13 protein-coding genes are annotated in these 13,051 nt (G+C 66.5%); 3 read left to right on the forward strand and 10 right to left on the reverse strand.

Annotated features, from left to right (window positions below; translation table 11 throughout):
- Window positions 1-69 precede the first annotated feature (69 nt).
- Window positions 70-906, forward strand: a complete 837-nt coding sequence (locus tag EGH21_RS14145; RefSeq protein ID WP_220619135.1) for a proline dehydrogenase family protein — start codon at window positions 70-72, stop codon at window positions 904-906.
- Between the two features lie 54 nt (window positions 907-960).
- On the forward strand, window positions 961-1,620 hold the full coding sequence (locus EGH21_RS14150; RefSeq protein ID WP_220619136.1) for a DUF502 domain-containing protein: 660 nt from the start codon (window positions 961-963) through the stop codon (window positions 1,618-1,620).
- On the opposite strand, the gene EGH21_RS14155 is transcribed toward EGH21_RS14150, so the two are convergent.
- The 6 genes from EGH21_RS14155 to EGH21_RS14180 all read right to left on the reverse strand — a co-directional run bounded on the left by EGH21_RS14155 (window position 1,621) and on the right by EGH21_RS14180 (window position 7,492).
- Window positions 1,621-2,553, reverse strand: coding sequence for a branched-chain amino acid transaminase (locus EGH21_RS14155; protein ID WP_220619137.1), 933 nt, complete (start codon window positions 2,551-2,553; stop codon window positions 1,621-1,623).
- 177 nt (window positions 2,554-2,730) lie between these two features.
- A complete protein-coding gene (locus tag EGH21_RS14160) occupies window positions 2,731-3,717 on the reverse strand; it encodes a hypothetical protein (RefSeq protein WP_220619138.1) in 987 nt (328 codons plus the stop codon).
- A gap of 121 nt (window positions 3,718-3,838) precedes the next feature.
- The gene (ribB, locus tag EGH21_RS14165) at window positions 3,839-4,510 is read right to left on the reverse strand and encodes a 3,4-dihydroxy-2-butanone-4-phosphate synthase (protein WP_220619139.1); all 672 of its coding nucleotides are present in this window, start codon (window positions 4,508-4,510) and stop codon (window positions 3,839-3,841) included.
- Window positions 4,497-5,195, reverse strand: a complete 699-nt coding sequence (locus EGH21_RS14170) for a DUF120 domain-containing protein (protein ID WP_220619140.1) — start codon at window positions 5,193-5,195, stop codon at window positions 4,497-4,499. The genes ribB and EGH21_RS14170 overlap by 14 nt, the downstream gene beginning before the upstream one ends.
- A 200-nt stretch (window positions 5,196-5,395) precedes the next feature.
- On the reverse strand, window positions 5,396-6,379 hold the full coding sequence (gene twy1 / locus EGH21_RS14175) for a 4-demethylwyosine synthase TYW1 (protein ID WP_220619141.1): 984 nt from the start codon (window positions 6,377-6,379) through the stop codon (window positions 5,396-5,398).
- Window positions 6,380-6,448: 69 nt separating this feature from the next.
- Window positions 6,449-7,492 carry a zinc-binding dehydrogenase gene (locus EGH21_RS14180; protein WP_220619142.1) on the reverse strand — a complete coding sequence of 348 codons (1,044 nt, stop codon included), beginning with the start codon at window positions 7,490-7,492 and terminating at the stop codon, window positions 6,449-6,451.
- 366 nt (window positions 7,493-7,858) lie between these two features.
- Here EGH21_RS14180 and EGH21_RS14185 point away from each other — a divergent pair, with 366 nt between their 5' ends.
- Window positions 7,859-8,599 (forward strand): SDR family oxidoreductase, encoded by a 741-nt coding sequence (locus tag EGH21_RS14185; RefSeq protein ID WP_220619231.1) that lies wholly within the window; start codon window positions 7,859-7,861, stop codon window positions 8,597-8,599.
- Window positions 8,600-8,620: 21 nt separating this feature from the next.
- Here EGH21_RS14185 and EGH21_RS14190 read toward each other — a convergent pair whose 3' ends face one another.
- The 4 genes from EGH21_RS14190 to EGH21_RS14205 form a co-directional block, all read right to left on the reverse strand.
- Complete coding sequence (locus tag EGH21_RS14190; protein WP_220619143.1) at window positions 8,621-9,598, reverse strand: Gfo/Idh/MocA family protein; 978 nt, start codon at window positions 9,596-9,598, stop codon at window positions 8,621-8,623.
- 336 nt (window positions 9,599-9,934) lie between these two features.
- Window positions 9,935-10,699, reverse strand: coding sequence for an IclR family transcriptional regulator (locus EGH21_RS14195; protein ID WP_220619144.1), 765 nt, complete (start codon window positions 10,697-10,699; stop codon window positions 9,935-9,937).
- Between the two features lie 80 nt (window positions 10,700-10,779).
- On the reverse strand, window positions 10,780-11,850 hold the full coding sequence (gfo6, locus tag EGH21_RS14200; protein WP_220619145.1) for a D-xylose 1-dehydrogenase Gfo6: 1,071 nt from the start codon (window positions 11,848-11,850) through the stop codon (window positions 10,780-10,782).
- 80 nt (window positions 11,851-11,930) lie between these two features.
- The gene (locus tag EGH21_RS14205) at window positions 11,931-12,974 is read right to left on the reverse strand and encodes a zinc-dependent alcohol dehydrogenase (RefSeq protein WP_220619146.1); all 1,044 of its coding nucleotides are present in this window, start codon (window positions 12,972-12,974) and stop codon (window positions 11,931-11,933) included.
- Window positions 12,975-13,051 lie beyond the last annotated feature (77 nt).

Here is a 13,051-nt window from a genome sequence, read left to right on the forward strand (position 1 = left end):
GCTCGGCCCGAACGCGCCGCGCGAGGGGCGACGGCAACCTTCTTGCCACTGGGGCGGCAAATATTACCTATGTTGCCGCCAGTCGCGAGTCGATTCGTCGCCGGGGAGTCGGCCGCCACGGTGCTGGAACACGCCCGCAAGATGAACGAGTCCGGCGTCGGCGTCATCTGCAACCGACTGGGCGAACACTACCACGAACGGGACCCGGCGGACGCCGACGCCGCGGCCTACGAGCGACTCGTCGCCGACATCGGCGGCTCTGACCTCCGCGCCTGTATCTCGGTGAAACCCTCCCAGCTGGGGTTGTTCGTCGACGAGGACGTGTTCCGGGAGACCCTCGCTCGGGTGGTCGACGCGGCCGCCGACCACGGCGTGTTCGTCTGGATAGACATGGAGGACCACACGACGACGGACGCCACGCTGGACGCCTTCGAACACCACGCCCGGGAGCGCGGTGGCGGCGTCGGCGTCTGCGTGCAGGCGAACCTCCGCCGGACGGCCGACGACCTCGACCGACTGGCCGACTGTCCCGGGAAGGTCCGGTTGGTCAAGGGCGCGTACGACCCGCCGAGAGACGTCGCGTTCACGGAGAAGTCCCGCGTCAACGAGGCCTACCGGACCGACCTCGAGTTCATGTTCCGGGAGTTCGACGACGGCATCGCCGTCGGGAGCCACGACCCGGCGATGCTGACGCTGGCGGCCGACCTCCACAGCAAGCACGGCACCCCCTACGAGGTGCAGATGCTGATGGGCGTTCGCGAGGACGCCCAGCGGGAACTGGCCGGGGCCTGCGACGTCTGGCAGTACGCGCCGTACGGTGAGAAGTGGCTGTCGTACTTCTACCGGCGCGTCCTCGAACGCAAGGAGAACGCGCTGTTCGCACTGCGGGCCATCGCGAGCGGGTAGCGAGAGCTGTCAAGAAAGGGAAGGGCTGATAATCCGTGGCCGTCTGATACTGATATGGCCTCCTCTTCGTCGTGGAAGCGTGACTTCGCGAGTGGCCTCATCATCCTGCTGCCGGTCATCGTCACGCTCTACGTCATCGTCTACCTCTACGGCATCCTCGCGTCTGCCGCGTTCTTCATCCCCGCCATCGACACGGAACTCCTCATGGACCTCGGCGTGCCGGCCGACGTGGCCACGGTCCGGACCGTGGAGTTCGCCCGCGTGTTCGTCGCGCTCGTGTTGTTCGTCCTCATCGTCTTCTCGGTGGGCTACCTGATGCGGACGGCCTTCGGCGACTTCGTCGAGAGCGCCCTCGACGACGCCATGAACCAGGTGCCGGGGCTCCGGGTGGTGTACAACGCCTCGAAGATGGCCGTCGAGACGGCGGTGTCGGGCACCGAGGAACTCCAGACGCCCGTGAAGATAGAGGCGTGGGACGGGATGCGGATGACGGCGTTCAAGACCGGCCAGACGACCGACGACGGCCGGGACGTGCTGTTCTTGCCGACGGCACCGAACATCACCAGCGGCTACGTCGTCGAGGTGGACCCGGACGACTACGAGGTGAGCGACGAACGCGTCGAAGAAGCGCTCACGCGGATACTGAGCGCCGGGTTCGGCGACACCCACAAGGGCGAGACGCCGCTCCCGATGACGAACACCGACGACGACTGACTACACGTAGCGGAACCACTCCTCGCGCTCGCCCGACTCGACGAGGTCGAAGAAGGCCGTCTGTATCTCGTCGGTGACCGGGCCCTTCGTGCCCGCGCCGATCTCGTTGTCGTCGACACTGCGGATGGGGGTCACCTCGGCGGCGGTGCCCGTGAAGAACAGTTCGTCGGCGGTGTACAGTTCGCCCCGCGAGATGGTGGCGTCGTCGTGGACCGTGTACCCGCGCTCCTCGGCGAGTTCGATGGCGGTCCGGCGGGTGATACCGTCTAAGATGGACTCGGCGAGGCCGGTGGTGTATATCTCGCCGTCGCGGACGAGGAAGATGTTCTCGCCCGGCCCCTCGGCGACGTTGCCCTCCTTGTTGAGGACGATGGCCTCGGTGTAGCCGTTCTCCTTGGCCTCCAGCGACGCGAGGACGCTGTTGACGTAGGTGCCGGTGGTCTTGGCGTTGGTCGGAATCTGGCTGGAGGCGTACTTGCGCCACGAGGAGACGGCGACGTCGACGCCGTCCTCTAAGGCCTCCTCGCCGAGATACGCGCCCCACGGCCAGACGGCGAGGCCGACCTGCACCGGGGACTTCCCGGGGTTCAGACCCAGCGGACCGTAGCCGTAGAACGCGATGGGGCGGATGTAACAGGACTGGAGCCCCTCCCGACGGATGAGTTCCTCCGTCGCCTCGGTGAGTTCCTGCTTCTCGAAGGGAATCTCGATGTCGTAGACCTCCGCAGAGTCGTAGAAGCGGTCGAGGTGTTCCTCCCAGCGGAAGATGGCCGGCCCCTCCTCGGTCTCGTAGCACCGGACGCCCTCGAAGACGCCCGTGCCGTAGTGGAGCGCGTGGGTCAGCAGGTGGACGTTGGCGTCCTCGAAGTCGACGAACTCCCCGTCCATCCATATCTCGTCGACGTCCTCGAACATCTCGGGACGGTCGCTCATGCGCTCGTCCCCCGCGTCTCGCGATGACTCGCCTCTGTACCGGCAGGTGCCTCGTCGTGTGTCATATATCCCCCATTGAATCCCTCGGTTAAGAGTGTTGACGGTCTGTGCCGCCGGTTCACACCCGAGACCGACGGCGGGGCGCGAGCGGCCGCGACGGTCGGGACCGAGCGAGTCTCAGTCGGACTCGGCGGTCGACTCGTTCTCCGGCGTCGCCGTCTCGTCGTCGAAGATGTCGACCGGCGTCTCCGTCCCGTCGTCGTCCGCCTCGGGCGTGTCGGTCGGCGACGTGGTCTCGGTCTCCGTCGGCGTCTCCGTCTCGTCGCCGAACAGACCGCCCGGCGTCTCCGTCTCGGTCGGCGTCGCGTCGACGAGCGACGCGCAGTCCTCGGTCGTTATCGTCAGCGGTTCCGTCATGTTCAGCGCGGTCTCGTTCGTCACGCTCGTCCCGTTCACCGTTTCGTTCGAGAGGGCGACCCAGCCCGTGACGGTGCCGTCGTAGTACTGTCCGGCCAGCACCGCGTCCTCGTTGAACGCCGGCTGCACGGTTATCGTCTCGTTGGCTCCCAGACCGCTGAAGACGCCGCCGTCGGTCGCGGCGTCACCCCACGTCCAGTCGACGCGGGTCGTGCCCGGTTCGACGGTCCAGACGTCGTAGCTGTCCGAGGCGTTGTAGTCGTCGTCCCGCACCGTCCACGACCCGTTCTCGGGGAGGCCGGTGATGTCGAACGACGCCGACCCGCCCGTGGAGTTGTCGTCGCCCTCCTCGCCGTGGACGAACACCAGACTCAGGGTGTCGTCGCTCTCGTTCGCGGTCCCGTTGGTGTCCCGGTAGAGGAAGACGACGCTCGTGTTCGCCCGCTGGAGCCCGTCCAACCCCTCGGACCCGTATGCGTTCCCGGTCGTGTTGATGTACGGGTTGTTCGGGAACGGGAGACGGTAGTCGTAGAACGTCCGGGCCGACTCGTTGCCGGCGAAGGCGGTCATCGGCGTGCACTGCTGGCCCTGCACGGCGACGAACGATGTCGCGGTCTGGTTCCCCGCCTCGCGGGTCTGGTTCCCGGCGGTCTGTGCGACGACGACGCCCGAGAGGGGGACCAGTACGACGGCGAGCACCACGGCCAGTACGGCGACCTGTCGCTCCGGTGTGGAGTCCGAGTCCATACCGACGTACCCCACGACAGACGACATTTGTTATAGCCGTCGTAGCGAGCCGTAAGGTCGGAGCAAGCGGCGCGGTCGGCGTGAAAGCCGGGCTTATTCGCGCCGCGGAAAACCGGCCGAGTCAGGGGAGGTCTGCGAGTAAGCTCGCACCCTCGACGTACACCAGTCCCTCGCGTTCGGCGTAGGCCCGTGCCGCCGTCGGCGGGAGCGCCGCCCCCGTCTCGTCGTCGAGCATCTCGCAGACGACCGCGGCCGGTGGCTGGTCGGCGGCGTCGGCCAGCGCGATACCCAGTTCCGTGTGCCCCTCGCGGTCGGCCAGCAGGTCCGGGGCGGCCCGAAGCAGGTGGACGTGGCCCGGCGACCGGAACTCGTCGGCGAACGCCTCGTCGTCGGGGGCCGCCGCCACGTCGGCCAGTTCCCGGATGGTCAGCGAGCGGTCCTCGTCGGTGATGCCGGTGAAGGTGTCGCGGTGGTTCACCGTGATGGAGAACGAGGAGCGCTCGTCGTAGCCGAGTTCGTGGTCGGCGGACGTCGGGTGGTCGAGCACCTCCTGCATGAACGGGAGGCCCAGCGCGTCGGCCACGGCGTCGGAGAGAGCCACGCAGACGAGGCCGCCGGCGTCGTTGCGCATGCGGGCGACGGCCGCGGGGTCGACCGCCCCGGCGGGGTAGACGACGTCCGTCTCGCCCTCCCGGTCGGCGGCGTCGTGAATCAGCACCGGTTCGCCGCGGGCGAAGGCGGCGACGGCGTCGGCGGCGCTGTCCGCGTCCACGGCGCGCTCACTCCGTGACATGGACAGTCACCTCGTCACCGTCGGCCAGTTCCAGCACGTCGCGGAGTTTCTCGGGGGCGATGACCTCCAGTTGCTCCTCCCCGTGGTGGGTCCGTTCCGGGGCGATGATGTGGGCGGGGGCGTACTCGCCGTCGCCGCTGACGACGGAGGCCGGGTAGCAGTACGCCGGGCCGTAGGTGCGTTCGTCGTCCTCCCACCCCTCGATAGTCACCGGTTCGAGCGCGCCGAGTCGGGCGCGCTTGCGGACGCTCTCCTCGGTGAGTTCGAGGTTCAGCGTCCCCGCGAACGGCTCGTAGTCCAGTCGGTCGATGAACTGCTCCATGTACCCCGGGAGGGTGATGTAGTGGCGGCCCTCGCCCATCCCCGAGGTGACGATGCCGTTCAGGTCGACGCTGGCGTCGGCCTCGAAGATACGGCGGTAGTCGGCGTACTCGGACTGGAGGCGGCGTTCGCCAGCCTCGGTAATCTGGACTTCCTGCCCGTCGCTGACGATGTCCCGGTCGAGCAGGTCGGACTCGTCGAGGCGCTGGAGGCGTCGGGACGCCGTCTGGTTGGAGGCGTCGAGTCGCCCCGCGAGGTCCGCACAGGAGACTTTGGTCCGCTCGTCGAGGGCCCCGTCGAGCGCGAGCAACTTCAGCGTCGCGAGCTCGTCGCGCCCGACGGCCCGTCCCGATGATTCAGCCATATGCCGGGCTACGGACGCGCCGCTCATAAGCATACCGAATATGGAATGCGTTCCAGATTTGGAACGGTTAGGAACGGGCCGTCGATTGTCGCACGGACCGACGCGTGGTGAATTTTGGCGGAGCACTGGGATGAACGTTGTCCCTCACACCTACGGGTGTTCAACATTCGACGGACGAACCCCGGTCCACTCTCGGCCGCTCAGTACTCTACGAGCGGGTCCTCGACCCAGAACTCGCTCGACTTCTCCAGTTTCGGCACCCACGTCTGTTCGTCCTCGGCGAGCATCGCCACGCGGGACTCCTCGACTTCCTTCAGGACGCCGTGGTCGGGCAGGTACGCCTGCATCTCCTCGGTGAACGCACGGACGTCTTCGTGGCTGGGCATCGAGTCGCGGTCCAGTCGGCCGCGAGAGTGGCCGACGTGCATGTACGCCTTCATCTCCACGAAGTCGGCGTCGGCCCGGTCGCACATCGCCGCGTACCACTCGGGATGGTGCATGTTGTGGCCGTTCACGAGCGTCGTCCTGATGACGGTGCGCGTATCGTCCTTCTCGGCGAGGACGTCCAGCGTCTCTATCAGCGAGTCCCACGCGTCGTCCTCGACGGCCTTCACCGTGGAGTCGAACGTCTGCCGGTCGGCGGCGTCGACGGAGACGTACAGTTGCGTCGGGTCACACTCGGCGAGCATCTCGGGGTTCGTGCCGTTCGAGACGAGGAAGGTGGTGATGTCGCGGTCGTGGAACTCCTCGATGAGTTCCGGGAGGTAGGGATAGAGGGTCGGTTCGCCGTCCAGCGAGATGGCGACGTGGCGTGGCTCCATCGCCTGTTCGAAGACGTCCCGCGGGACGTTCTCGTTGCCGCCGAATCCCGAGAGGAGTTTCCGCTGGAGTTCGACGGAGGCGTCGGCGACGGCCGCCGGGTCGTCCCACTCGACGTCGCCCAGTTCGTAGGCGTGGCCCGCGTGGTCCCGCCAGCAGAACACGCAGCGCTCGTTACACTTGACGACGGGCGTCATCTGGATGCAGCGGTGGGACTCGATGCCGTAGAAGATGTACTTATAACATTTGCCACGTCCTGTAAGTGCATTCTTCGTCCAACCGCAGGTTTGGGCGGCCGTGTGATTCTCGCTGTGGTAGTTCGGGTCCGAGACTTGTTTCGGCCCGCCGGACTCACTGTCGCTCATTGGTAGGGATAGTGCCCGCGGACACGCAAAAGCCGTGTGGTCACGCCGGACGCGAGGGTGCGTGGGCGCTCAGCCGTCGTACTCGGCGTCGGGGACGACGACCACCTTGCCGAACCCTTCGCGTTCCTCCAGCAGTTCGTGGCCCCGCGCAATCTCGCTCATCGGGAGCACCTCGCGGATGCGCGGTTCGAAGGTACCGTCCCACACCAGCGGGAGCACCTCGTCTATCTCGCCCGGATTGCCCATGGTCGACCCCATGATGTCCAGTTGCTTCCAGAAGATGCGGGAGATGTTCGTCTCCGGCGTCGGCCCCGCCGTCGCCCCGCACGTGACGATGCGACCGCCCTTGACCGCCGCGTCCATGTTGGCCGTCCAGTTCTCGCCGCCGACGTGGTCGATTATCACGTCGACTCCCCGGCCGTCGGTCCGGTCGTGGACGGCGTCGACGAAGTCCTCTTCCTCGTAGTTGATGGCGTAGTCGGCGCCGATTTCGCGGGCGTACTCCAACTTCTCCTCGCTGGAGGCCGTCGCGTACACCGTCGCGCCGGCGTGGGCGGCTATCTGGACCGCGGCGTGGCCGACGCCGCCGGAGGCCCCTTGCACGAGGACGTGGTCGCTCTGGGACACCTCCGCGCGGGTCTCTAACATGCGCCACGCCGTCTGGAAGACGAGCGGCGTCGCCGCCGCCGTCTCCCAGTCGACCCCATCCGGGAAGGGCACGAGGTTCGCCTCGGCCACGGCGGTCAGTTCGGACTGGACCCCGCGCGTGTGCTCGCCGATTATCTTGAACTCGTCACAGCGAGTCTCGTCGCCCCGGCGGCAGAACTCGCACTCGCCGCAGAACACCGAGGGGTACACCGCGACGCGGTCGCCCGCCTCGAAGCGTGTGACTCGATCGCCGACCTCGCGCACGACGCCCGCGGCGTCGCTCCCGGGGATGTGTGGGAACGACGGCGGCGTCGGGAGGCCGCGACGGGTCCAGACGTCGAGGTGGTTCAGGCCGGCGGCTTTCACCTCGACGAGCACCTCGTCGTCCTCGAATTCGGGGTCCGGTTGCTCGCCGTACTGCAGGACGTCGGTCCCGCCTGTCTCCTCGTAGTAGATGGACTTCATGCGTCTGTCAATGACTGGCAGGGTGCTTAATTCATCTGTCTCCGGTCAAGGCCTCCGCCACCGACAGTCGGGAGCGCCGCTCCGAATGAGTTCGCTCGGTATGTTGCTTTCTTCTCCCATTTTTAGATTTAGATATGCGAAAGCGTACGTATATATTCAGTTTCTCCCACCCGATAGCGAATTATACACATATCTGCTCGCTTCTGGAGTTGTATTGTCGCATTTCTACTCGTATTTCGCGTTTAAGATTCTATAGACTTCCTATATGGCTATAGGACTGGCTCCACTGCGAACGAGTCCACGGCCGGGGAAACACATTTGTCGGCCGGTACCCTCGTCGGGAGCATGGCGGAACGAGCCACCCGTATGGAGGAGCCACTGGAAGGGCAGACAGCCGTCGTCACCGGCGCGAGTTCCGGTATCGGCGCCGCGACGGCGCGCGCCCTCGCCGAGGACGGCGCGGACCTGACAGTCGCCGCACGGCGCGAGGAGCGACTGGAAGAACTGGCCGCCGAGATTCGCGAGACGACCGACGCCGCCGTCGCCGTCGTCCCGACGGACGTCACCGACTCCGACGCCGTCGCGGCGCTCGTCGAGGCCACGGTCGACCGCTTCGGCGGCCTCGACATCGCCGTCTGTAACGCCGGCCTCGCCATCGACGAACCCGTCAGCGAACTCACCGACGAGGAGTACCGCACGATGACCGGCGTCAACGTCGACGGGATGTTCTACACCGCCCGGGCGTCGATTCCGCATCTCGTCGACTCGGAGGGCCACCTCGTCTTCCTCGGGAGCATGTCCGGGAACCACCCACGGCCGGCCAACCCCGTCTACGCCGCCACGAAGTGGTGGACGCGAGGGTTCGCCGTGAGTCTGCAGGCCAGCGTCGGCGAGGAGGGCGTCGCCGTCTCGTGTATCAACCCGACGGAGGTGCGCACGGAGTTCGGGTCCGAGAGCGGGTCCCCCTCGAAAGAGGCGTTCGAACCGGGGAGCGTCACCGAACCCGTCGAGGTGGCCGACGCCATCGCCTACGCCGTCCGGCAACAGTCCCCGAACTCGATAACGTCGCTGGACCTGTACCGACGGGACAAACTCTCGCACTTCTGAGCGGCGCGTCGGTCGAGCGCCTCAGTCCAGCGCTACCGGGCCGCCCGCCGCCGCGCTCTCGTAGATGGCGTCGATTATCTCCATGATGGCGACGCTCTCGGTGCGGTCGACCCGGGGCGTCTCGCCGCTCGCGACGCAGTCGGCGAAGTGTTCGACCTCCAGCGTGTAGTGGTCGGTCGGGTCGAACCGCTCGGTCACCGTCCGGTCGCCGACTCCGTAGGTGAGTTCGGTCGCGGTCTCGGCACCGATGTCGAAGGTCGGTTCCGCCTTGAGCCACCCGTCCGTGGTCTCGACGCGGTAGTACTGCGTGAGCGGCGTCTCGAACCCGGACTGGACGCGGGCCGTCGCACCGCCGTCGTACTCCAGAATCCCAGCCATCTCTGTGTCGACGCCACAGTCCCGGCCGTCGTTGGTGACGCCGTACACCCGGTCGGGGTCGCCGAGGAACTGGCGCGCGGCGCTGATGGCGTAACAGCCCACGTCCATGACGCTCCCGCCCGCGAGGTCCGGGTCCAGTCGGATGTCCTCGGCGCCGTCGGGCATCCGGAAGGTGAACGTCGACGTGACGTTGCGGACCTCGCCGAGTTCGGTCTGGACTATCTCGAACGCTCGCTCGGTCAGCGGGTGGAAGCGGTACATGAACGCCTCCATCAGTGTCACGTCGCGGTCCGCACAGTAGTCGAACACCGCCGCCGTCTCCTCGGCGCTCGCCGTGAGCGGTTTCTCACAGAGGACGTGCAGACCGGCGTCGGCGGCCCGCCGAATCCACTCGGCGTGGAGGCCGTTGGGCAGGGGGATGTACACCGCGTCGATGTCGGCGTCGGCGAGCAACGCCTCGTACCCCTCGTAGGCGGCGGGGACGTCGAACTGGTCCGCGACCGCCTCGGCCCGAGTGCCGTCCCGGGAGGCGATAGCGCCGACCTCGTGGTCGCTCTTGCGGATACCCGGAATCACCGAACCGGTCCCGATGTCTGCCGTGCTGAGGATGCCGAATCGCATACCGGATGACCGCGCGACGAGCGAATAAAGCTAGTGGTCTGTCGCGACGGCTGCCGACCGCTCGGACCCGTCGCCGACGTGTACTGCAGGTCGGACGGCCGTTCAGCCATACTGAACGAACTCCTAACCTATGTACGTCTGTTATCCCGTCTGATTGACTCGTATCCGCGGTTCTAGCGGACGTTCGTCCGACCAGATGGCGAAATCTACTCGAATCGTAAGTTATGCGTTCACGTGGGCCACGGCGGTGCCCGACGACGGACCGTTCAGTCATAGCGAACAGATGCGTCGCGATGTCGGTACTCACGCCGCACCGTCGGGACCGACCGTCGGCGGTTACGAGTACGTGAAGTTGAGTTCGATGACGTTCGCGACTTCGAGGACTCGCTGGGGGAGTTCCTCTCTGAACCGTTCGCCGCGGAAGCGGTTGGTCGGCCCCGCGACGCTGATGGCGCCGATGATGTCGTCGCTGTTGTCGAGCACCGGCGCGGCGACACAGCGGAGGCCGTTGAGTCGCTCCTCGTCGTCGAACGCGACGCCGCGCTCCCGGATAGCGTCGAGCGTCTCGTCCAGTTCCGCGCGAGTACCGATGGACTGTGGGGTGTTCTCCGCCAGTCCGTGCCGGTCGACGATTTCGTCGACGCGCTCCTCGGGGAGGTACGCGAGGATGGCCTTGCCCAGCGCCGTGGTGTGTAGCGGCACGCGCGTGCCGACGTGTGCCTTCACCCGGACCGCCTGTTCGCCGTAGGCCCGGTAGAGGTACGACCCGCGGCCGTGTTCCTCGACGAGGACGTTCGCGAGTTCGCCTGTCTCGTCAGCGAGTCGGTCCACCTCCGGTTTCGCTATCTGAAACAGTTTCCGCTCGTGCCGCGAGTACGCGCCCAACTCCAGAAACCGCAGTCCGACCCGGTACTCGTTGTCGTCCTTGACGATGTACTCCTCCTGTTCGAGCGTGCTGAGATAGTTGTGGACCGTACTCTTCGGGAGGTCCAGATAGCGCGCCAGTTCCGTCACGCGGGCACCCCCGAGTTCTTTCAATCCGTTCAGAATCTCGAACGTCGTGCCGACTGATTTGACCGGGTTTTGGGCTGTACTCGCCATGGTCGTAGCACGAAGTATACGCACTAAACAGTTGCTCGTTTTATCGAGGTGCTCAGTCGCGGAATATTGTCGACCAGCCGTTACAACTCGACGACGTCGCCGCTCTCGGCGGCCTCGTGGATGGCACGGACGATACGCATGTCCTGCAGGCCGTGGCGGCCGTCGGCGACTATCTCCCCGTCGGTGAGCACGCGGTCCGAGAAGAAGTCGAACTCCTCGCGCATCTCGCGCTGGGAGTCGAACGCCTCGTGTGAGACGGTGGCCGTCATGTCGCCCCGAGACAGGTGCATCGTACACTCGCCGTGGAACGCCGGCCGGAGGTCTATCTGGCCCGCCGTGCCCGTAATCTTGAGTTGCGTGTCCTCGTGGGCACGCTGGCTGTCGGTCGTGACCATCCGGACGCCGTCTTCCAGCGTGAGCAGTGCTCCGGACCGCTCGTCCGGGACCGCTTGGAACGCCTCGTGGTGGGAACTCATCTGTGACTGGACGGTGACCGGGTCCCGGTCCAGGATGAACCGCGTCGTGTTCAGCGAGTAGATGCCGAGGTCCATCACCGACGTCCCGTAGCCCGAGAGGTCCGGGTCCAGTCGCCACTGGTCGTGGTCGGGGATCATCTCCAGCAACGGCTGGCTGTTGTTGCCGTAGACCGACACCGGGTCGCCGACGAACCCGTCTTCGACCAACTCCTTCGCCCGCCGGACCGCGGGGTCGGTCTGCATCCGGTAGGCTATCATCAGCGGGATGTCGGTGCTCTCGGCCACGTCGACCATCTGTTCGGCCCGTTCGACCGTCGACTCCATCGGCTTCTCACAGAGGACGGCCTTGCCGTGGTCGGCCGCGCTCTCGACGTACGCGAGGTGGTACGCGTTCGGCGTGCCGACGTAGACGGCGTCGTAGGCGTCCGTGGCGGCGCCGTCGTGGAACTCGTCGTAACTGATGCCGTGGGCGACGTCGTGGTCGTCCGCCAGTCGCTCGGCCTTCTCGGTCGAACTGCTCACGAACGTCGTCACCTCGCCGAGGTCGGAGTTCTCGATGGCCGGTAGTGCCACGTCGACGGTCCACCACCCGAGGCCGAGGAGCGCGTATCGGACGGTGCCGTCCGTGGTCGTCTGCCAGTCGCGGTCGTCGTAACCGTCGAGCCAATCTTTCATCGCCTACTGGTACCGACGACTGTGAGTAAAAAGTTCGGATAGCTATCAGCGGGCGGACTAGTCGCCCCGTGGCCGCGCCGTCAGGCGTACAGTTCCGAGACGTCGAACACCGGCTTGCACGTCTCGCCCGCGACGAACGCCTCGAAGGCCTCGTCGGCGTCCAGCAGGGAGAACCGCTCGTCGAGGAACGTCTCGGCGTCCACGTCACCGCTGTCGATGAGGCGGAGCGAGCGGTCGAAGTCGTCGTACATCGACGCGTACGAGCACTGGAGGTCTATCTCCGACCGGACCAGCGGAGAGTACGGCATCGTCGTCTCGCCGGTCTGCCCGACGAGCACGATTTGGCCGCCCTTCCGCACCTCGTCGACGGCCGACGGGAGCCCGGAGGGGTGGCCGGTCGTGTCGAACACCACGTCGTAGCCGACGCCGTCGGTGACCGCCTCGCGGCGCGCCGCGACGTCGTCCTCGGCGACGTTGACGGTCTCGAAGCCGAGGTCCTCGGCCAGTGGCAGGCGGTAGGCGGCGTCCTGCCCGACGCCGGAGACGAGCACCTCGCCGCCCTGTGCGTCGGCTATCTGGGCCGTGAGGAGGCCGATCGGTCCCGGGCCTTCCACCAGTACGCGGTCGCCCGCCCTTACCCGCGAGTTCTCGATGACCGCACGGGCGGCGATGCTCGTCGGTTCGACCATCGCGGCGTGTTGCTGTTCGACGGAGTCCGGCACGGGATGGAGTGCGTCCTCCGGGACGGCGACGAACTGCTCGTAGGCGCCGTCGTGGTCGACGCCCGTGATGACCGCGTTCTGGCAGACGTTCGACTCACCGATTTCGCACTGGTAGCAGTCGCCACAGCCCCGAATCGGTCGTTCGACGACGCGGTCGCCGACCGCGAACTTCGTGACGTGCTCGCCGACTTCGACCACGCGCCCCGAGTACTCGTGGCCGATGACCGTCGGGAGGTCCATCCGCTCGAACGCCGACTCGAACTCGTAGATGCCGGCGTCGCTCCCGCAGAGGCCGGCGTAATCGACCTCGACGAGCGCCTCGTCCGGGGCCGGTTCTGGCCGCTCTCGGTCGACGAACTCCATGGCGCCGTGACGACGGCTGACTTTCGCGAGTCCTCGCATACCTCCCGGCAGTCGACGGAGAGTATTAATTCTATGGTTGTCGGCTAGGCGTCGCCCGTGGCCCGACTACGACGATG

It is taken from the genome of Haloarcula rubra, assembly GCF_019599465.1.
In the GTDB taxonomy this organism is placed as follows: Archaea; Halobacteriota; Halobacteria; order Halobacteriales; family Haloarculaceae; genus Haloarcula; species Haloarcula rubra.